The organism is Enterobacter sp. RIT637, assembly GCF_019718755.1.
Taxonomy (GTDB): Bacteria; Pseudomonadota; Gammaproteobacteria; order Enterobacterales; family Enterobacteriaceae; genus Enterobacter.
Genome location: NZ_JAIHAZ010000006.1, coordinates 107,939 through 128,197, shown reverse-complemented (window position 1 = coordinate 128,197; position 20,259 = coordinate 107,939). Strand labels below are relative to the sequence as shown.

Annotated in this window: 18 protein-coding genes; 12 read left to right on the top strand and 6 right to left on the bottom strand. The window is 61.3% G+C overall.

What is annotated here, in order from left to right; genetic code table 11:
• Nucleotides 1-10 precede the first annotated feature (10 nt).
• Genes K5E19_RS11775 through hycI form a run of 8 tightly spaced genes read left to right on the top strand, consistent with a single transcriptional unit; the run spans nt 11 to nt 7,254 of the window.
• Complete coding sequence (locus K5E19_RS11775; RefSeq protein WP_221551352.1) at nt 11-619, top strand: 4Fe-4S dicluster domain-containing protein; 609 nt, start codon at nt 11-13, stop codon at nt 617-619.
• Nucleotides 616-2,430 (top strand): formate hydrogenlyase subunit 3, encoded by a 1,815-nt coding sequence (gene hycC, locus K5E19_RS11770; RefSeq protein WP_221551351.1) that lies wholly within the window; start codon nt 616-618, stop codon nt 2,428-2,430. The genes K5E19_RS11775 and hycC overlap by 4 nt, the downstream gene beginning before the upstream one ends.
• A gap of 1 nt (nt 2,431) precedes the next feature.
• The gene (locus K5E19_RS11765) at nt 2,432-3,355 is read left to right on the top strand and encodes a respiratory chain complex I subunit 1 family protein (protein ID WP_221551350.1); all 924 of its coding nucleotides are present in this window, start codon (nt 2,432-2,434) and stop codon (nt 3,353-3,355) included.
• Between the two features lie 15 nt (nt 3,356-3,370).
• Nucleotides 3,371-5,080 carry a formate hydrogenlyase subunit HycE gene (gene hycE / locus K5E19_RS11760; RefSeq protein WP_221551349.1) on the top strand — a complete coding sequence of 570 codons (1,710 nt, stop codon included), beginning with the start codon at nt 3,371-3,373 and terminating at the stop codon, nt 5,078-5,080.
• Between the two features lie 9 nt (nt 5,081-5,089).
• Nucleotides 5,090-5,632, top strand: a complete 543-nt coding sequence (locus K5E19_RS11755; protein ID WP_047173493.1) for a formate hydrogenlyase complex iron-sulfur subunit — start codon at nt 5,090-5,092, stop codon at nt 5,630-5,632.
• Nucleotides 5,632-6,399 (top strand): NADH-quinone oxidoreductase subunit B family protein, encoded by a 768-nt coding sequence (locus K5E19_RS11750; protein ID WP_061097269.1) that lies wholly within the window; start codon nt 5,632-5,634, stop codon nt 6,397-6,399. Before K5E19_RS11755 ends, K5E19_RS11750 begins: the two co-directional genes overlap by 1 nt.
• On the top strand, nt 6,396-6,806 hold the full coding sequence (locus K5E19_RS11745) for a formate hydrogenlyase maturation HycH family protein (RefSeq protein ID WP_221551348.1): 411 nt from the start codon (nt 6,396-6,398) through the stop codon (nt 6,804-6,806). Before K5E19_RS11750 ends, K5E19_RS11745 begins: the two co-directional genes overlap by 4 nt.
• The gene (hycI, locus tag K5E19_RS11740) at nt 6,799-7,254 is read left to right on the top strand and encodes a hydrogenase maturation peptidase HycI (RefSeq protein ID WP_121932282.1); all 456 of its coding nucleotides are present in this window, start codon (nt 6,799-6,801) and stop codon (nt 7,252-7,254) included. Before K5E19_RS11745 ends, hycI begins: the two co-directional genes overlap by 8 nt.
• 88 nt (nt 7,255-7,342) lie before the next feature.
• Here hycI and K5E19_RS11735 read toward each other — a convergent pair whose 3' ends face one another.
• The gene (locus tag K5E19_RS11735) at nt 7,343-8,767 is read right to left on the bottom strand and encodes a 6-phospho-beta-glucosidase (protein WP_221551346.1); all 1,425 of its coding nucleotides are present in this window, start codon (nt 8,765-8,767) and stop codon (nt 7,343-7,345) included.
• 18 nt (nt 8,768-8,785) lie between these two features.
• On the bottom strand, nt 8,786-10,237 hold the full coding sequence (gene ascF / locus K5E19_RS11730; protein WP_221551344.1) for a PTS cellobiose/arbutin/salicin transporter subunit IIBC: 1,452 nt from the start codon (nt 10,235-10,237) through the stop codon (nt 8,786-8,788).
• A 213-nt stretch (nt 10,238-10,450) separates the two neighbouring features.
• Here ascF and K5E19_RS11725 point away from each other — a divergent pair, with 213 nt between their 5' ends.
• The 4 genes from K5E19_RS11725 (at nt 10,451) to K5E19_RS11710 (ending at nt 15,391) form a co-directional block, all read left to right on the top strand.
• Nucleotides 10,451-11,464: a LacI family DNA-binding transcriptional regulator gene (locus K5E19_RS11725; RefSeq protein WP_221551342.1), complete on the top strand. Its 1,014-nt coding sequence runs from the start codon at nt 10,451-10,453 to the stop codon at nt 11,462-11,464.
• Between the two features lie 134 nt (nt 11,465-11,598).
• Nucleotides 11,599-12,144 carry an electron transport protein HydN gene (gene hydN, locus K5E19_RS11720; RefSeq protein ID WP_174340997.1) on the top strand — a complete coding sequence of 182 codons (546 nt, stop codon included), beginning with the start codon at nt 11,599-11,601 and terminating at the stop codon, nt 12,142-12,144.
• A gap of 6 nt (nt 12,145-12,150) precedes the next feature.
• The gene (hypF, locus tag K5E19_RS11715) at nt 12,151-14,367 is read left to right on the top strand and encodes a carbamoyltransferase HypF (protein WP_221551341.1); all 2,217 of its coding nucleotides are present in this window, start codon (nt 12,151-12,153) and stop codon (nt 14,365-14,367) included.
• A gap of 1 nt (nt 14,368) precedes the next feature.
• Complete coding sequence (locus K5E19_RS11710; RefSeq protein WP_221551340.1) at nt 14,369-15,391, top strand: HoxN/HupN/NixA family nickel/cobalt transporter; 1,023 nt, start codon at nt 14,369-14,371, stop codon at nt 15,389-15,391.
• Here K5E19_RS11710 and K5E19_RS11705 read toward each other — a convergent pair.
• The 4 genes from K5E19_RS11705 to norV form a co-directional block, all read right to left on the bottom strand.
• Entirely contained in the window at nt 15,364-17,028 is a 1,665-nt protein-coding gene (locus K5E19_RS11705) for an SgrR family transcriptional regulator (protein ID WP_221551339.1), read from the bottom strand. The two genes, K5E19_RS11710 and K5E19_RS11705, sit on opposite strands and share 28 nt — an antisense overlap.
• 100 nt (nt 17,029-17,128) lie before the next feature.
• Nucleotides 17,129-17,287 carry a hypothetical protein gene (locus K5E19_RS11700; RefSeq protein ID WP_221551338.1) on the bottom strand — a complete coding sequence of 53 codons (159 nt, stop codon included), beginning with the start codon at nt 17,285-17,287 and terminating at the stop codon, nt 17,129-17,131.
• A gap of 278 nt (nt 17,288-17,565) precedes the next feature.
• Nucleotides 17,566-18,699 carry an NADH:flavorubredoxin reductase NorW gene (gene norW / locus K5E19_RS11695; RefSeq protein ID WP_221551337.1) on the bottom strand — a complete coding sequence of 378 codons (1,134 nt, stop codon included), beginning with the start codon at nt 18,697-18,699 and terminating at the stop codon, nt 17,566-17,568.
• The gene (gene norV, locus K5E19_RS11690) at nt 18,696-20,144 is read right to left on the bottom strand and encodes an anaerobic nitric oxide reductase flavorubredoxin (RefSeq protein WP_221551336.1); all 1,449 of its coding nucleotides are present in this window, start codon (nt 20,142-20,144) and stop codon (nt 18,696-18,698) included. Before norV ends, norW begins: the two co-directional genes overlap by 4 nt.
• Between the last annotated feature and the right edge of the window lie 115 nt (nt 20,145-20,259).

Here is a 20,259-nt window from a genome sequence, read left to right as displayed (position 1 = left end):
GGATTGCCCGGTGAACCGTTTTGTAATTGCTGACTCGACGGTCTGTATTGGCTGTCGAACCTGTGAGGCGGCGTGTTCGGAAACCCACCGCCTGCATGGGCTGCAGTCCATGCCGCGTCTGCGCGTCATGCGTAATGAAAAGGAGTCTGCTCCGCAGCTCTGCCACCACTGTGAAGATGCTCCGTGTGCGGGTGTCTGTCCCGTGAATGCCATCACCCGCGTTGATGGCGCGGTCCAGCTGAACGAAAGCCTGTGCGTAAGCTGCAAGCTGTGCGGCATTGCCTGCCCGTTCGGCGCGATTGAATTTTCCGGCAGCCGTCCGCTGCACATTCCGGCGAACGCCAACTCGCCAAAAGCCCCACCTGCACCACCGGCTCCTGCACGCGTAAGCACGCTGCTGGACTGGGTGCCCGGCATTCGCGCCGTTGCGGTGAAATGCGACCTGTGCAGCTTCGATGAGCAGGGCCCGGCCTGCGTGCGCACCTGTCCGACTAAGGCATTGATTCTGGTCAACATTCGCGACATCGCCCGCACCAGCAAGCGCAAGCGCGAGCTGACCATCAACAGCGATTTTGGCGATCTTTCGCTTTTGCAGGCGCTAAACGAGGGGGCGAAATGAACGCGATATTCATGATTAACGGCGCCGTGGCGTGCTTCGCTGCCGCCGCCGTGCTGGCGCTGGTGTTCTCTTTCCATAAAACCCTGAGCGGCGGGATCGCCGGTATCGGCGGGGCGGTCGGCAGCGTGATGACGCTCGCTGCGGGCGGTGTCGTCCTGATCGGAGGGCAATCTGTTGAAACACTCATGCCGCTGATTCGCCACACCGTGGCTATTACGCCGCTGAACGCCATCTGGCTGGTGACCTTTGGCCTGTGCGGGGTGTTTATCAGCCTGTTCAATTTCGACTGGCACCGCCATCCGCACGCCAAAGCCAACGGCCTGCTGGTGAATCTGCTGATGGCGACGGCGGTCTGCACCGTTATCGCCAGCAACCTCGGCGCGCTGGTGGTGATGGCGGAGATCATGGCGCTGTGCGGCGTGTTCCTGACGGGCTGCAGCGCCTCCGGCAAGCTGTGGTTTGCGCTAGGCCGCCTCGGCACGCTGCTGCTGGCGCTGGCCTGCTGGCGGGTGTGGCAGCGTTTCGGCACCCTGGATTTTTCTGCGCTCAACGGGCATCCGCTGGGGAATGACGTCTGGCTGCTGGGCGTGGTCGGCTTTGGCCTGCTCGCCGGGATCATCCCGCTGCACGGCTGGGTACCGCAGGCGCATGCGAATGCCTCCGCGCCCGCCGCCGCGCTGTTCTCCGTGGTGGTGATGAAAGTGGGGCTGTTCGGCATCATGGCGATTACGCTGACCGGCGGCCAGCCGCCGCTGTGGTGGGGCGTGGCGCTGCTGATTGCGGGCATGATCACCGCGTTCGTCGGCGGCCTGTACGCCCTGATGGAGCACAACATCCAGCGCCTGCTGGCGTACCACACCCTGGAAAACATCGGCATCATCCTGCTCGGCATTGGCGCGGGTGTTACCGGGCTGGCGCTTAACCAGCCGGCGCTGATTGCGGCCGGTTTTATCGGCGGCCTTTATCACCTCGTCAACCACAGCCTGTTTAAAAGCACCCTGTTCCTCGGCGCGGGAAGCGTCTGGTTCCGCACCGGTCATCGGGATATCGAAAAGCTCGGCGGGATTGGCAAAAAGATGCCGGTGATTTCACTCGCGATGCTGGTTGGGCTGATGGCGATGGCCGCGCTGCCGCCGCTGAACGGCTTTGCCGGGGAGTGGGTGATCTATCAGTCCTTCTTCGCGCTCGGTCAGAGCGACGCATTTATCGCGCGACTGCTCGGCCCGCTGCTGGCGGTCGGGCTGGCGATTACCGGGGCGCTGGCGGTGATGTGCATGGCGAAAGTCTACGGCGTGACCTTCCTCGGCGCGCCGCGCACCCGCGAAGCGGAAAACGCCTGCTGCGCGCCGTTGTTGATGGGCGTGAGCGTGGTCGCGCTGGCACTGTGCTGCATCGCGGGCGGCGTTGCCGCGCCGTGGCTGCTGCCGCTGCTGGGTAACGCTATTCCGCTGCCGCTCGCGACGGCGCATACCGTCGTTTCCCAGCCGATGATGGCGCTGCTGCTGATTGGCGCACCGCTGCTGCCGTTCGTGCTGATGCTGTTCTTCAGGCGCGACCGTCTTGCCTCCCGCTCGCGCGGGGCGGCGTGGGCCTGCGGCTACGAACACGAACAGTCGATGGTCATCACCGCCCACGGTTTCGCCATGCCGGTGAAAGAGAACTTCGCCGTCGTGCTGAAGCTGCGCCACTGGTTGAACCCGGTGGGCTGGGTACCCGGCTGGCAGAGTGCCGCCGCGCCCGCGCTGTTTCGCCGTCTGGCGGTCATCGAGCTGGCGGTGCTGGTGGTCATTGTGATTTCACGAGGAGCCTGACATGAGTCTGTTACTGGCAATTCTTCAGGCGCTGGTGCTGTTCGCCGCCGCGCCGCTGCTGTCGGGCATCACGCGCGTGGCGCGTGCCCGAATGCACAATCGTCGCGGGCCTGGGGTGCTTCAGGAGTACCGCGATCTCTTCAAGCTGCTCTCTCGTCAGAGCGTGGCACCGGACGCCGCAGGCTGGGTCTTCCGCCTGACGCCGTTCGTGATGGTGGGCGTGATGCTGACCATCGCCACCGCGCTGCCGGTGGTCACGGTGGCGTCGCCGCTGCCCGTGCTCGGCGATCTGATCACGCTGATTTACCTCTTTGCCATTGCCCGCTTCTTCTTTGCGATTGCGGGCCTGGACACCGGAAGCCCGTTTACCGGCATTGGTGCCAGCCGCGAGGCGATGCTCGGCGTGCTGGTTGAGCCGATCCTGCTGCTGGGGCTGTGGGTCGCCGCGCAGGTGGCGGGTTCAACCCACATCAGCTTTATCACCGACTCCGTTTATCACTGGCCGGTGGCGCGCTCGATCCCGCTGGTGCTGGCGCTGTGCGCCTGCGCGTTCGCCACCTTTATTGAGATGGGCAAACTGCCGTTCGACCTGGCGGAAGCCGAGCAGGAGCTGCAGGAAGGGCCGCTTACCGAATACAGCGGCTACGGCTTCGCGGTGCTGAAGTGGGGCATCAGCCTTAAACAGCTGGTGGTGCTGCAGATGTTTGTCGGCGTCTTCTTCCCGTGGGGGCAAATGACGCACTTCTCCGCGGCCGGTCTGGTGCTTGCCGTGGTAGTTGCCGCCCTCAAGCTGCTGGTCGGCGTGCTGGTGATTGCCCTGTTTGAAAACAGCATGGCGCGCCTGCGTTTTGTTGAAACGTCACGCATCACCTGGGCCGGTTTTGGTTTTGCATTTTTAGCGTTCGTCTCCTTGCTGGTGGCGTGATTAAAGAGAGTATTTATGTCTGAAGAAAAAAAAGGTCAGCAGTATCTCGCCGCGTTGCATCAGGCGTTCCCCGGCGTGGTGCTGGAGGAGTCCTGGCAAACCAAAGACCAGATTACCGTCACCATTAAGGTGAACTATCTGCCGGAAGTGGTGGAGTTTCTCTATTACCAGCAGGGCGGCTGGCTGTCGGTGCTGTTCGGCAACGACGAGCGCCAGCTGTGCGGCAGCTATGCGGTGTACTACGTGATGTCGATGGAGCAGGGCGAAAAATGCTGGCTCACCGTGCGCGTCGAAGTCGACCCGGCTAAGCCGGAATACCCGTCCGTCACGCCGCGCGTGCCTGCCGCGGTCTGGGGCGAGCGCGAAGTGCGCGACATGTACGGCCTGGTGCCGGTCGGCCTGCCGGACGAGCGCCGCCTGGTGCTGCCGGACGACTGGCCGGACGAACTCTATCCGCTGCGTAAAGACAGCATGGACTACCGCCAGCGCCCGGCGCCGACCACCGACAGCGAAACCTACGAGTTTATCAACGAGCTGGGCAGCAAAAAGAACAACGTGGTGCCGATCGGCCCGCTGCACGTCACCTCCGACGAACCGGGCCACTTCCGCCTGTTCGTCGACGGCGAGAACATCATCGACGCCGACTATCGCCTGTTCTACGTCCATCGCGGCATGGAAAAGCTGGCGGAAACCCGCATGGGCTACAACGAAGTGACGTTCCTTTCTGACCGCGTGTGCGGCATCTGCGGCTTCGCCCACAGCACCGCCTACACCACCTCGGTGGAGAACGGCATGGGGATCGTGGTGCCGGAGCGCGCGCAGATGATCCGCGCCATTCTGCTGGAGGTGGAACGCCTGCACTCGCACCTGCTGAACCTTGGCCTGGCCTGCCACTTCGTCGGCTTTGACTCCGGGTTTATGCAGTTCTTCCGCGTGCGCGAAGCGTCGATGAAGATGGCGGAGATCCTCACCGGGGCACGTAAAACCTACGGCCTGAACCTGATCGGCGGGATCCGCCGCGACCTGCTGAAGGACGACATGATCCAGACCCGTCAGCTGGCGCAGCAGATGCGCCGCGACGTGCAGGAGCTGGTGGACATGCTGCTCAGCACGCCAAACATCGAGCAGCGCACCGTCGGCATCGGCCGCCTTGACCCGGAAATCGCCCGCGACTTCAGCAACGTCGGCCCGATGGTGCGCGCCAGCGGCCACGCCCGCGACACGCGTGCCGATCACCCGTTCGTCGGCTACGGCCTGCTGCCGATGACCGTGCACAGCGAGCAGGGCTGCGACGTCATCTCGCGCCTTAAGGTGCGCATCAACGAAGTGTTTACCGCCCTGAACATGATCGACTTTGGCCTCGATAACCTGCCGGGCGGCCCGCTGATGGTGGAGGGCTTCACCTACATTCCAAACCGCTTTGCCCTCGGCTTTGCCGAAGCGCCGCGCGGGGATGACATTCACTGGAGCATGACCGGCGACAACCAGAAGCTTTACCGCTGGCGCTGCCGCGCGGCCACCTACGCCAACTGGCCAACCCTGCGCTATATGCTACGCGGCAACACGGTTTCCGATGCGCCGCTGATCATCGGCAGCCTCGACCCGTGCTACTCCTGCACCGACCGCATGACCGTCGTGGACGTACGCAAGAAGAAAAGCCAGGTAGTGCCGTACAAAGAGCTTGAGCGATACAGCATCGAGCGTAAAAACTCGCCGCTGAAATAAGGACTCGCCATGTTTACCTTTATCAAAAAAGTGATCAAAACGGGCACGCAGACCAGCAGCTATCCGCTGGAGCCGATGCCGGTGGATAAAAACTTTCGCGGCAAGCCGGAGCACAATCCGCAGCAGTGCATCGGCTGCGCGGCCTGCGTCAACGCCTGCCCGTCGAACGCCTTAACGGTCGAAACGGATCTCAAAACCGGCGAGCTGGCCTGGCAGTTTAACCTCGGGCGCTGCATCTTCTGCGGCCGCTGCGAGGAGGTCTGCCCGACGGTCGCCATTCGCCTGTCGCAGGAATACGAGCTGGCGGTGTGGAAGAAAGAGGATTTTCTGCAGCAGTCGCGCTTTGACCTGTGCAACTGCCGCGTCTGCAGACGCCCGTTCGCCGTGCAGAAAGAGATCGACTACGCCATCGCGCTGCTGCAGCACAACGGCGACGCCCGCGCAGAGCATCACCGCGAAAGCTTTGAAACCTGCCCGGAGTGCAAGCGCCAGAAGTGCCTGCTGCCGTCCGACCGCATTGATATCACCCGCCATATGAGAGAGGCCAGCTGATGGAAAACCTACTGGGCCCGCGCGACGCTAACGGCATTCCGGTGCCGATGACGGTGGAGGAGTCCATCGCCAGCATGAAGGCGTCGCTGCTGAAAAAAATCAAACGCTCGGCCTACGTCTACCGCGTGGACTGCGGTGGCTGCAATGGCTGTGAGATCGAGATCTTCGCCACGCTGTCGCCGCTGTTTGACGCCGAGCGCTTCGGCATCAAGGTGGTGCCGTCCCCGCGCCATGCGGACATTCTGCTGTTTACCGGGGCCGTCACCCGCGCCATGCGATCCCCCGCGCTGCGCGCCTGGCAGTCCGCGCCGGACCCGAAAATATGCATCTCGTACGGGGCCTGCGGCAACAGCGGCGGCATCTTCCACGACCTTTACTGCGTCTGGGGCGGCACCGACAAAATCGTGCCGGTGGACGTCTACATTCCAGGCTGCCCGCCGACACCCGCCGCGACGCTGTACGGCTTTGCGATGGCGCTCGGCCTGCTGGAGCAGAAAATCCACGCCCGCGAACCGGGCGAGCTGGACAACCAGCCGGCCGCCATTCTGCACCCGGACATGGTGCAGCCGCTGCGCGTGAAGGTCGACCGCACGGCGCGCAGGCTGGCGGGCTATCGCTACGGGCGTCAGATTGCCGACGATTATCTGCGTCTGCTCAGCCAGGGTGACCATCAGGTGGCGCGCTGGCTGGAGGCGGAAAACGATCCGCGTCTCAATGAGATCGTGGCGAACCTGAACAGCATCGTGGATGAGGCGCGTATCCGATGAGTGAAACGGTGGTGTTCAGCCAGCTGAGCCGTAAGTTTATTGATGAGAACGATGCCACGCCGGATGCGGCGCAGCAGGTGGTCTATTACAGCCTGGCGATTGGGCATCACCTCGGGGTGATCGACTGCCTGGAGGCGGCGCTGAGCTGCCCGTGGGCCGATTACCTGGCGTGGATCGCCACGCTGGAGGAGGGCAGCACGGCGCGGCGCAAGATGGAGGGCGTGCCGAAGTACGGCGAGATCGTCATCGACGCCAACCACATTGCGATGCTCGCCAACGCCTTTGACGCGGCGCTGAGCAGGCAAACCCCCGTGCAGCAGGCGTGGAGCAAAACGCTGCTAAGCATGCTGCACGATATTCATCAGGAGAGCGCCATCTACCTGATGGTGAGGAGATTACGTGACTGACGTTTTACTGTGTGTTGGCAACAGCATGATGGGCGACGACGGCGCGGGCCCACTGCTGGCAGAGATGTGCGCTGCGAACCCGCAGGGCAGCTGGGTGGTTATCGACGGCGGCAGCGCGCCGGAAAACGACGTGGTCGCCATTCGCGAACTGCGCCCGGACAGGCTGTTGATCGTCGATGCCACCGATATGGGGCTCAATCCCGGCGAGATCCGCCTGATTGACCCGGACGACATTGCCGAGATGTTTATGATGACGACGCACAATATGCCGCTGAACTACCTGGTCGATCAGATTAAAGACGACGTGGGCGAGGTGCTGTTTTTGGGGATCCAGCCGGACATTGTCGGATTTTATTACCCGATGACGCCGCCGGTGAAAGAGGCGGTGGAAGTGGTCTATTCACGGCTTGCGGAGTGGGTTGGGGATGGAGGTTTTTCTCAGCTCTGAGCAGTGCCGGGTGGCGGCTTCGCCTTACCCGGCCTACCAGACCCATCTCCCTCTCCCACCGGGAGAGGGCTGGGGTGAGGGCAACAGGCTACTCCAGATCCGCCCCGTTACTCGCAATCACCTTCTTATACCACCCGAACGATTTCTTGCGCTTGCGGTCCAGCGTGCCGTTCCCGGTATCGTCCCGGTCGACGTACACAAACCCGTAGCGCTTGCTCATCTCGCCCGTTGAGGCGGCCACCAGGTCGATGCAGCCCCAGGTGGTGTAGCCCATTAGCGGCACGCCGTCTTCAATCGCGTCGCCCATCGCGCGGATGTGCTCGCGCAGGTAGCTGATACGGTAGTCGTCGTTGATCTCGCCGTTGGCATCGATCTCGTCCTTCGCACCGAGGCCGTTTTCCACCAGGAACAGCGGCTTCTGGTAGCGGTCGTACATCATGTTCATGGTGATGCGCAGGCCGAGCGGGTCGATGCCCCAGCCCCATTCGCTCACCTGAATATGCGGGTTGCGCAGGGACTTCACGATGTTCGCCGCGCTGGTGTTGCCCGCGTTCATGTCCGCCGACGCGCAGCGCGAGGCGTAATAGCTGAACGAGACAAAGTCGACGGTGTTTTTCAGAAGTAGATCGTCGCCAGGGTCTTTCACAATCACCACGCCTTTCTCGCGGAACACGCGGGCGGAGTAGGCCGGGTAGCTGCCGCGCGCCTGCACGTCGATAAAGAACAGGTTCTCGCGGTCTTTCTCCAGCGCCATCCACACGTCTTCCGGCTTGCAGGAGTACGGGTAGAAATTGCCGCCCGCCAGCATGCAGCCGACCTGGTTTTCCGGGTTCACCTCGTGGGCAATTTTGGTCGCCAGCGCGCTCGCCACCAGCTCGTGGTGCGCGGCCTGGTATTTCACCTGGTCCTCGTTTTCACCTTCCTCAAACACCAGCCCCGCGCCGGAGAACGGGCTGTGCAGCATGATGTTGATTTCGTTGAAGGTCAGCCAGTATTTCACCAGCCCGTTAAACTCCTCGAAGCAGGTGCGGGCGTAGCGGGCGAAGAAATCGACCATCTTACGGTTGCGCCACGAGCCGTACTCCGTCACCAGGTGCATCGGCACGTCGAAGTGGCACAGGGTGACCAGCGGCTCGATGTTGTACTTTTTGCACTCCTCGAACACCGCGCGGTAGAAGGCAATACCCTCTTTGTTCGGCAGCGGCTCGTCGCCGTTCGGGTAGAGGCGGCTCCAGGCAATCGAGGTGCGGAATACCGTAAAGCCCATCTCCGCCATCAGGGCGATGTCTTCTTTATAGCGATGGTAAAAATCAATCGCCTCGTGGCTCGGGTAGAACTCGTCGTCACGCAGCGAGAAACGCTTTTCCTTACCGATCTTCACCGCCAGACGATTCGCGCCGTGGGGGATCATATCGACCGTCGTCAGCCCTTTGCCGCCTTCGCGGTAAGCACCTTCACTCTGGTTGGCGGCAAGCGCGCCGCCCCATAAAAATCCTTGTGGAAAAACAGACATTCTTACCTCGCTTTCAATTTATGCTTGTGCTGCTTTGCTCTGTACCGGTGCGGTCTGCAGGGCGCGCGCTTTTTCGGCCTCGTCTTCGACCGGAATATCCTCAAAGCCTAAGATCAGGGTCAGAACAAACGAGAGCACCACTGCCAGACCCATCACGCCAAACACCCATACGATGGTCATCGGGTTGGCCGGGTCGAAGAACTGCACGCTGGTGAACAGCCCCGGTGCCGCCATCGAGTGGCTGGCAAGTCCGGCCATGCCCGCCACCGCGCCGCAGATAAAGCCACTGATCAGGCTTGCAATCAGCGGACGTTTCAGCCGCACCGCCACGCCGTACAGGGCCGGTTCAGAGATCCCCGCCATGATGGCGGAGGCCGCCGCCGCCAGCGCCGTCTGGCGCAGTTCCGGGTTTTTAGTTTTCCACGCCACCGCCAGCGACGAGCCGCCGAGCGACAGGTTGGCGCCGATTTCCGACGGCATCACCATCCCTTCCTTGCCCGTTTCGGCAATGGTCTGAATGATGGTCGGCGTAAACACGCGGTGCATACCGGTCATCACCAGCAGCGGCCACAGCGCGCCCATAATGGCGACGGAGAGCCAGCCCAGATAGCCGTGAATGGTGTAGACCAGCGCAGAGATGGCGCTACCGATCCAGATCCCCAGCGGGCCAATCAGCACGATGGCGAGCGGGGCGGCAATCAGCACGATCAGCATCGGCTTGAGGAAGTTTTTCGTCACCGCCGGGGTGATGCGATCCACCCAGCGTTCGATGTACGACAGGCACCAGGTCATCACCAGCGCCGGGATCACCGTGTAGGTGTATTTCACCGCCGTCACCGGGATAAAGGCGAACTCAACGTGCTCGCCCTGTGCGGCTTTCGCCATCAGCTCGATAAAGCTCGGGTGCACCAGCACGCCCGCAATGGCAATCGCCAGCGACATGTTGGTTTTGAACTTCACCGCCGCCGAGGCCGCCACCATCAGCGGCAGGAAGAAGAACGCGCCGTCGCCAATGACCGTCAGGATGGTCAGCGTGGGATCGCCCTTGCCCAGCACGCCGGTCATCTCGAGGATCATTGCCAGCAGCTTGACCATCGAGCCGCCGATGATCGCCGGGATCAGCGGGGACATGGTGCCGATCAGCGCGTCGAGGATCCCCGCGCCAATGCGGCGTAAGGTCAGTTTCTGCGGGCCTTCCGGTACGGCAGGCTGCAGGCTGGTTGGCAGCAGGCTCACCACTTCGCGGTACGCCTGAGAAACGGTGTTGCCAATAATGACCTGACACTGGTTGTCATTGCGCACCACGCCGAGCACGCCGCTGATGCTTTTCAGGCGCGCGGCATCGGTGAGGCTTTCGTCTTTCAGGACGAAGCGCAGACGCGTCATGCAGTGAGTGACGGCGACAATGTTCTCTTTGCCGCCCAGCGCGCTGACAACGTCGTTCGCCAGCGCGGCGTAATTTTTGGCCATCGGATGTGATCCTGTTATCGTTGTGAGAAATGTAGGAAACCGGTTTCACATAATCATCATGAGTTTCTTTGAATGAAACAAGATCGCTTTTTGTACATTTTTCACATTCGTGATGACGATCACCTATCGACGGTGAAAGCGTGATTTCACCGCTGCGACAATTTTTTTGCAGTGCAGTACACTGCGCTCATCAGTTTCAAACGGAATAACAACATGACCACGATGCTGGAAGTGGCGAAGCGGGCAGGCGTTTCGAAAGCGACGGTCTCCCGGGTGCTGTCGGGAAATGGCTACGTCAGCCAGGAGACCAAAGACCGGGTGTTTCAGGCCATTGAAGAGAGCGGCTATCGCCCGAATTTGCTGGCGCGCAACCTGGCGACCAAACGTACCCAGACGCTGGGGCTGGTGGTGACCAACACCCTTTACCACGGCGTCTACTTTAGCGAACTGCTGTTTCACGCCGCGCGCATGACCGAAGAGAAGGGGCGGCAGCTGATCCTCGCGGACGGCAAGCACAGCGCCGACGAGGAGCGCGAGGCCATTCAGTATCTGCTCGACATGCGCTGCGACGCGGTGATCATCTATCCGCGTTTTCTGAGCGTCGAGGAGATGGACGAGATCGTCGAAAAGTGCGAGCAGCCGATTATGGTGCTCAACCGCCGCCTGCGGAAAAACAGCAGCCACAGCGTCTGGTCCGATCATAACGCCTCCTGCCAGGACGCGGTGTCGAAGCTGATTGCGAAAGGCCACCGGGATATTGCGTTTATCACCGGCTCACTCGATTCCCCGACCGGCGTTGAGCGTCTTTCCGGTTACCGGGCAGCGCTGATGCAGCACGGCATTCCTCTGCGGGAGGGGCTGATTGCGCAGGGGAAATGGAATCCGGCCAGCGGCGCGGCGGCAGTGGCGGAGCTGTTATCCCGCGGCGAAGGCTTTACGGCGCTGGTGGCAAGTAATGACGATATGGCGATTGGTGCCATGAAGCAGCTGCACGACAGCGGTGTCGCCACGCCGGACGCGGTGTCGGTGATTGGCTTTGACGATGTGGCCATCGCGCCGTACATGGTGCCGTCGCTTTCCAGCGTGCGCATTCCGGTGACGGAGATGATCAAGGAGACCATCAGCCGCCTGATCTTCATGCTCGACGGCGGTGAGTTTAAATACCAGCAAACCTTCTCCGGCGAGCTTATCCTGCGCGACTCCGTGATCGACGGTCCGCATCGGTGACGTCGACAGCTGTTGTCGTCATAAGTGACGATGACAGCACCATGCTCATTTTTAAAATACTTAAAAATCATCGTGTTAATAATTGGCACGGTTTATGAATATCTCCGCGCATAACTGTAATGCTGGAGAAGCAGATGAACCGTTTTATTATGGCCGATGCCAGTAAGTGTATTGGTTGCCGTACCTGTGAAGTGGCGTGCGTGGTTTCCCATCAGGCGGAGCAGGACTGCGCGTCGCTGACTCCTGACACGTTCCTGCCGCGCATCCACGTCATCAAAGGCGTGAATATTTCTACCGCCGCCATCTGTCGCCAGTGCGAAGACGCACCCTGTGCGAACGTCTGCCCGAACGGGGCGATTAAACGCGAGAAAGGCTTTGTGCATGTCATGCAGGAGCGCTGCATTGGCTGCAAAACCTGCGTGGTCGCCTGCCCGTACGGCGCGATGGAGGTGGTTGTCCGTCCGGTTGTGCGCAACAGCGGCATGGGGCTGAGCGTGCGGGCGGAGAAAGCCGAAGCCAACAAATGTGACCTGTGCTACCACCGCGATGCCGGCCCGGCCTGCATGGAAGCCTGCCCGACACACGCGCTGGTCTGCGTGGATCGCGACAAACTTGAGCAGATGAGCGCCGAAAAGCGCCGTCGTGCGGCGTTCGATACCTCAGCATCACTGCTGTTCTGATCCGCCATGAGCAGTAACGGCGTACAGCTGCGCGTGCGCGGCAAGGTGCAGGGCGTGGGGTTTCGGCCCTTCGTCTGGCAGCTTGCGCATCAGCTTCAGCTAACGGGCGATGTCTGCAACGACGGAGAGGGCGTACTGGTGCGCCTCGCGGGTAATGGGGGGGCCTTTACCGCGAGGCTGCATCAGGACTGCCCACCGCTGGCACGCATTGACCACGTTGACACGCAGCCGTTTACCTGGGCGCATCTGCCGGAGGATTTTACCATCCGCCACAGCGCGGGCGGGGCGATGGACACACAGATTGTCCCCGATGCCGCGACCTGTCCGGCGTGCCTGGCTGAAATGCGCGACCCCGGCGAGCGCCGTTATCGCTACCCGTTTATCAACTGCACCCACTGCGGGCCGCGGTTTACCATTATCCGCGCCATGCCCTATGACCGTCCGGCCACGTCGATGGCACCTTTCCCGCTCTGCGTGCCGTGCGAAACGGAATACCGTAATCCGTCCGACCGCCGCTTTCACGCCCAGCCGGTGGCCTGCCTGGACTGCGGGCCCGCGCTGGAATGGCGTGCGGGCGACACTCTTGCCACCCGTGAAGCGGCACTGCGTGCGGCGGTGGAGATGCTGAAAAGCGGCGGCATCGTTGCGGTTAAAGGGCTGGGCGGTTTTCACCTCGTCTGCGATGCGCAAAACCCGCAGGCGATACAGAAATTGCGCTCACGCAAGCAGCGCCCGTCGAAGCCGCTGGCGGTGATGAGCCCGCAGGCGGATAAGCTGCCTGAGTCGATTCAGACGCTGCTCGGCTCACCCGCTGCACCCATCGTGCTCACGCCAAAAGCCTGGCTGCCTGACTTGCCTGGGGCTATTGCGCCGGGTCTGGATAGCGTGGGCATCATGCTGCCCGCCAATCCGCTGCAGCATCTTCTGATGATGGACTGCCGGCGCCCGCTGGTGATGACCTCCGGCAACCTCAGCGGCAGGCCGCCTGCCATCAGTAATCAACAGGCGCTGGATGAACTGGGCAGCATTGCGGACGGCTTCCTGCTGCACAATCGCGCTATTCTTCAACGGATGGACGATTCGGTGATGGATCGGGACGGCGCGATGCTGCGCCGGGCGCGCGGTTTTGTGCCGGATGCCATCACGTTGCCTGCGGGTTTCGAGAATATCCCCGCCATGTTATGCACCGGCGCGGAGATGAAAAACACCTTCTGCCTGGTGCGTGGCAGCCAGGCGGTGCTGAGCCAGCACTTTGGCGATCTCGGCGACGAGGGTGTCGAAGCGCAGTGGCGCGCCGCGCTCTCGACGATGCAGGACATCTACGCCTTCCAGCCGGAGCGCGTGGTGTGCGATGCCCATCCGGGCTACCACACGCAACAATGGGCACAGGCACAGGGGCTGCCGGTTGAAACCGTACTGCACCATCACGCCCACGCGGCGGCGTGCCTGGCGGAAAACGGCTGGCCGCTTGACGGCGGTGACGTTATCGCCCTGACGCTGGACGGGATCGGCATGGGTGAAAACGGCGCGCTGTGGGGTGGGGAGTGCCTGCGGGTGAACTATCTCGCGTGCGAGCGTCTGGGCGGGCTGCCTGCCGTTGCGCTGCCGGGCGGCGATCTGGCGGCGCGGCAGCCGTGGCGCAATCTGCTCGCCCACTGTCTGGCGTTTGTCCCTGACTGGCAGCAGTACCCGGAAACGCGCGTGGTTCAGCACCAGAACTGGCCGCTGCTGGCGACGGCGATCGGGCGCGGCATCAACGCGCCGCGTGCCTCATCCTGTGGTCGCCTGTTTGATGCCGTCGCCTGTGCGCTCGGTATCGACGCGCAGTCCTGGGAGGGTGAAGCCGCCTGCAGGCTGGAAGCGCTGGCCTCGCAGTGCACGGGCGTCGACCATCCGGTGACGCTGTCTGTCGACAACCTCGCGCTTTTCTGGCAGCAGTGGTTGGCCTGGCAGGCTGAGCCGTGCGAGCGCGCGTGGGCGTTTCACGACGCGCTGGCAAAAGGGCTGGCGGAACTCGCCGCGCTCCATGCCCGACGCTTATCGCTGTCGACAATCTGCCTCAGCGGTGGCGTGTTGCACAACCGTCTGCTGTGCGTGCGCCTGCGTCATTATCTTTCTGACTTTACGCTTCTTTTTCCTTCGCGCCTGCCCGCAGGTGACGGAGCGATCTCCTTCGGGCAGGCGGCGATCGCCGCCGCCCGGTCATGTTCACAAAGGATTTAAAATGTTACGACGCTTACGCAATGAACCTCGCGCCGCGCTTCTGCTGCTGGCTCTGGTAATGGCAAACCTGCTGGCCTGGGGATGGGCATGGCACGCCTTTAGCGGCAGCACGGCGCTGATGGCCGCCAGCCTGCTGGCGTGGTGCTACGGGCTGCGTCACGCGGTGGACGCCGATCACATCGCGGCCATTGATACCGTGACGCGTAAGATGATGCAGCAGGGCAAACGCCCGTCCGGCGTGGGGGCGTGGTTCTCGCTGGGGCACTCCACCATCGTAGTGCTGGCCTCCATTGCTATCGCCGCTACCGCAACGGCGTTTCAGAAAAACATGGAATGGTTCCACGAAACCGGCAGCCTGATTGGCACCGCCGTTTCCGCCACCTTCCTGCTGGCAATGGCGCTGGTGAACATGGTGATCCTGCGCGGCGTCTGGCGCAGTTTTCAGGCGCTGAAACACGGCAGGCCCGTGCAGGGCGACATTACGCTGCCTGCGCAGGGCGGCGTCATGAACTGGCTGTTTGGCAAAACCTTCCGCCTGGTGAATAAAAGCTGGCAGATGTACCTGGTCGGTTTCCTGTTTGGCCTCGGCTTTGACACGGCCACCGAGATTGGCGTGCTGGGGATCTCTGCCGCCAGCGCCTCCAGCGGGATGTCGGTGTGGTCAATCATGATTTTTCCGGCGCTCTTCGCCAGCGGCATGGCGCTGGTGGATACCCTCGACAACCTGCTGATGGTCGGTGCCTACGGCTGGGCGTTTAACAAGCCGCAGCGCAAGCTCTACTACAACATGACCATCACCGGCACCTCCGTGGTGGTGGCGCTGTTTATCGGCGGGCTGGAAGCGCTGGGCCTGCTGATGGACAAGTTCGCCCTCAGCGGCGGCGTCTGGGATCTGATTGGCGCGGTCAACGACAACCTGGGCAACGCCGGGTTTGTGGTGGTTGGGCTGTTCGTTGCCTGCTGGCTGATCTCCATGGTCAACTACCGCTGGCGCGGCTACGACGCGCTGGTGGTGCGCTCCTGAACCGGCGGCAGCCAGGCGCGGGTAAAATCAAGCCAGCCGCTGGCGGTCAGCACAATGTCCTGCACGTTTTCCAGGGTGTTAAGGCGATAGCGGTAGTGGAACAGCGGCGTGCAGGCGCCGCTTTCCAGCAGATGCTGAAAGAAGGCGGGCAGGTGTTTTCGCAGGCTTTCTTCGCTTTCGCAGTATGTCATCAGCGCCTGCTTCGCTTTTTGCCAGGCGGTCTGCCCCAGCGCGGCGGCCCACGCGGGCTCTTCGGTAAACCACTCAGCCAGCGCGAATTCCGCGGCTTCACCCGCCAGATAATCCCCCAGTAAAATATCCCCCTGCGCCAGCGCGTCGGGAGCATGCCACGCCTCGCGGTCCTTCCGCTGGATGTTAACGTTACAGCCGCGCTTTTTAAGACGCGTTTGCAGCATGCTGGCCAGATCGCACAGCCCCGGCGTGTCGTAGCAGACCAGCGAAAGGGCCGCGGGCAGCGCCACGTCGGACGCATCCGCAAACGCGGGCGTGGTGATGCCGGGCAGGATTTCCGTGCGGGTATCGACATCCTCCCGGCGGAGGTGCTGTTGGTTAATATGCTGAATTTCCTGACGCAGCCAGGCGGCCAGCGGCTGCGGCAGCCCGGCATTCAGCATCAGCCAGGCAAACCCGCCGCTGGTGGAGGTGACGGACTCCCGGGCATTTTCGCCTTTCCCCACGGTGATCCACGCCGATTTTTCCGCCTCGCTGCGGGTTCGCCAGAACTCAATCGCATGCAGCAGCGGGTGTGCTGCAAAGTACCAGGGCTGACGCTCAAGGCGCAGGTAGTGCGAGTGGTGATGGGCGATAGCAAAGGGACCCGCGCCGATAGTCGGCTGCTGCGGATGCGGCAGGCGACAGGCGTGATGCGCGAGACGATGCACCAGCATGGCATCGGGCGCGTTAAGCGTGATCTCCAGACACCAGGGGGCGACAAGCGACACCGTTTGAACGTGCGCGAGCCCCGCGCTGCGCGCCGGATCGGCCAGCATCTGCTGCATCGCGCTGAGAATATCTTCATCGCTGATGGCCTGCCCGTTATGCCAGTGCGCGCCGCTGCGCAGGTAAAAGCGCCAGCGACGTTTGTCGTCACGGGTATCCCAGTGGTGGGCTAAATCCGCTACCGGCTGCGGCTGGCCGGGCACGTAGCGCGTCAGTCCCGCGTGAACCGCGCAGATAATATGCTGTTCGGCGCGGCGGCGCTGAAGGGCAGGGTGCAGTGAGGTCAGCGCGCGATACCACGGAATGCGCAGCGTCGGCTGATGCTTAAGCCATTTGCCGCCTAAAAACGGGGTGATGATATGATGCAGGCTGGCCGGATCGCCGTCGGCCAGCTGCAGCGCGCTCTGGTAATCGCCTTTCTCAAGGCAGGCGTGCATCAGCGGCGCGCTCAGCTCGCTGGTGGTGGTCAGGCAGTGCAGGGTGGCACGGTGCCCGCGCCCCGGCTGCGCGTCCCAGCTTAGCCAGCCGCTTTGCGCGAGCTGTCGCAGCAGGGTGCGCGCATGACGTTCGCTGCACAGCGCAACCTCCGCGACTTCGGCAATGGTCGTGGACGCAGGTGTTACGCCGTAGTGCTGATAAAGCCGTTGATACTGACGGATTTTCTGAAGCTGGCGCATAGCGGCATACCGGTAAAAAAGGGATGCTGAGAGTGTAGGATTTTTTTGCGGAAGAAAAAGTGCTGGTTTACGTAAAGTGTTCCGGTTTTTTGTCCGGCAGTCACCTACTGCGTTCACTGACCGGTACCATCAATTCACGCAAACGCTCAATGCGCGCCTCAGGGCTAAGATAAAGCCAGCGAAATAAAATGTGCTCAGCATGTTTTGTTTGTCTGAAATAATGAGAAAGATATTTGAGTTCTGTATTAAAAGTCGCCATGATTTACCTCCGGCTGATTAATTACTTATCAGACTAGTCCGGCCGAGAATAATAAAACAGGGTGATGTTTTTCAGCTGTTCCGCATTTAAGTATTTATGAAAATAATTAATAAAGGATTGATGGCGATGATATACCTGCTTTGCATTTATTTGATGAATAGGATGCGTAAAAAAAAAGCCCCGGGACATCGGGGCGGTGGATAATAAAATCCAAAGGTTAAGTAAGCGTGGCCGTGCTGTAGGCCGGGTAAGCGAAGCGTCACCCGGCAAGACGAGGGTTAAGCAGGTAAAAGCTTCAGCAGCGCGAAAGCCTCCTTCATCCGATCTTCACTGACGACAAAAGCACGTAGCTGGCCCTCGTTATCGGCACCGCGTGCGACCATTCCCTGCGGCTCCAGAGTTATTTGCCAGTTGAGATCCTGACGCTGCGTTTCACCGGCAAGATGCAGCGGTAATTCCGGCGTTTTGACTTTAATCAGCATGGCGGGTAATTTCAGCGGCGCGCTGCCGCCGAGCAGGTTTTTCGCCAGATACATCGCGCTTAATTGAATTGGCTGTAAAAAGGGCAGCACCTGACCGTTAATTTCAGCGCAGTCGCCGAGGGCGTAAATATCCGGCTGCGTGGTTTGCAGGTAGTTATTTACCTTCACGCCGCGGCCTGTTTCGGCCCCGGCGCGATGCGCCAGCGCGGTTTCCGGGCGCAGGCCCGTCGCCGCGATAACCGCATCCACCTCAACGCTGCGGCTGCGGTCGAGCGTGGCACGAATACCGCCTTCGGTTTTGCTCAGGCTGTGCAGCTGCGATTTGAGCAGCAGATGCACCCCCATGTCGGTCAGACGATGCTGTAAGCGACTGCTTACTTCTGCGGGCATCAGCGACGACAGAATGCTCGCCGCGTGGTCAACCAGGGTGACGGATTTGCCCGCCCGGCAGAAATCCATCGCCAGCTCGGTGCCGATCAGCCCGCCGCCGACAATCATCACGCGCTGCGCGTCGCGAAGCGCCGTTTCGCTAGCCTGATACTCCAGCTGGCTGTTGAGGGTGAGCATCAGCTCACGCCCCTCAATCGGCGGTACGAACGCAGAGGCACCGGTGGCGAGCACCAGCCTGTCGTAATGCCAGGTCTTCTCTTTTGCTTTAACCACGCGGGCGGCGGCGTCGATATCGGTGACCCAGGTGTACGGGAACAGACGCAGGTTAAACTGCTCGGCGAACTCCCCCGCCGTCTGGCGGGTGAGATCTTCGGCGCGCTGATTCTGGCTAATGACGTGGCTTAAATCGGGCTTGTTGTACTCGTCCATGCTGTCGGCGGCAATCACCGTCAGCGGCACGCTGGCATCCTGCTTGCGGATGTTTTTCACCAACTGGCGGGCGGCAAAGCCCGAGCCGATGATGACGATACCGTTGCTCATTTTGCCTCCGTACCCAGTTCGTCAAAAACGTCTTTTCCGAGGGAACATTCCGGGCAGAGGAAGTTGTCCGGCACGTCGCGCCACGGCGTGCCCGGAGCAACATCCTGCAGCGGCTCGCCCAGCTCAGGATCGTAAATCCACTGGCAGACGCTGCACTGCATGCGCGGGCCGAGATCGGCGGCTGCCGCGGCTGCCGCACAGGCGCAGGCTTCCTGCTGTTCGGATGGTTGTGCCGCTTGCGGAAGGGGGGCGAGCGCCCACTGACGGGCAATGTCGCGACCGTGCTGGCGGCAGATCTCCAGGGCGTCGATATCCGGACGCCATTTTGCCTTCAGGCTCAGGGACATTTCAAAACCGGCATCCTGCAGGCGGGTCGACAGACGGTCTACCGCGCCGCCGCTCCAGCCGTGGGAGCCAAAGGCGCTGGCGCGCTTGTTGCGAAAACGCAGGCCGGTCATCTCTTCTACCAGACCGGCAATTTTCGGCATCATCACATTGTTCATGGTGGAGGTGCCCACCAGCACGCCCTTGGAGCGGAACACGTTGGTCAATACTTCGTTCTTATCGCTGCGCGCCACGTTGAAGATTTTCACCGCCACGTTGGGGTCAACTTCGTTGATGCCCTGGGCAATGGCGTCCGCCATCATGCGGGTGTTGTTGGACATGGTGTCGTAGAAAATAGTGATGCGGTCTTCCTGATAGTCCGCCGCCCACTTCAGGTACAGCTCGACGATCTGGGTGGGATTTTCACGCCATACCACGCCGTGGGAGGTGGCAATCATGTCCACCGGCAGGTTGAAGCCGAGGATCTCGGTGATTTTTGGCGTCACCAGGCGGCTGAACGGGGTCAGGATGTTGGCGTAGTAGCGTTGGCACTGCTCGAACAGCTCGGTCTGGTCCACTTCGTCGTTGAACAGGCGCTCGTCGCAGTAGTGCTGGCCGAAGGCGTCGTTGCTGAACAGCACCGCGTCGCCGGTCATGTAGGTCATCATGCTGTCCGGCCAGTGCAGCATGGGTGTTTCAACAAAGATCAGTTGCTTGCCGTTGCCGATATCCAGCGCGTCGCCGGTTTTCACGGTGTGGAAGTTCCACTCCGGATGGTGGTGGTGACCGTTGATTGAGTCGATGGCGTTAGTAGTGCAGTAGATAGGCGTATTCGGAATGTAAGACATCAGCTCGGTCAGCGCACCGGCGTGATCTTCTTCCGCGTGGTTGATGATGATGTAGTCGATGGCATCCAGGTCGATTTCACTGCGCAGGTTCTGCACGAACTCGCGGCTGAACTTGTGATCGACGGTATCGATCAGCACGTTTTTTCCTTCGCGGATGAGATAGCTGTTGTAGCTGCTGCCGCGCAGCGTTTTGTATTCCGTCCCGTGGAAATCGCGCACTTCCCAGTCACGTTGACCCACCCAATGAATGTTATTTTTAACCAGAATAGACATAGCAACCTCTACGTAATACAACATGTTCAAATAAGATGGTTTGCCTATATCAAGTTGCGTGCCAACTTTTAATTTGCTGATTTTAGTGAATTAATTTTTTCATGATCCGTAATGG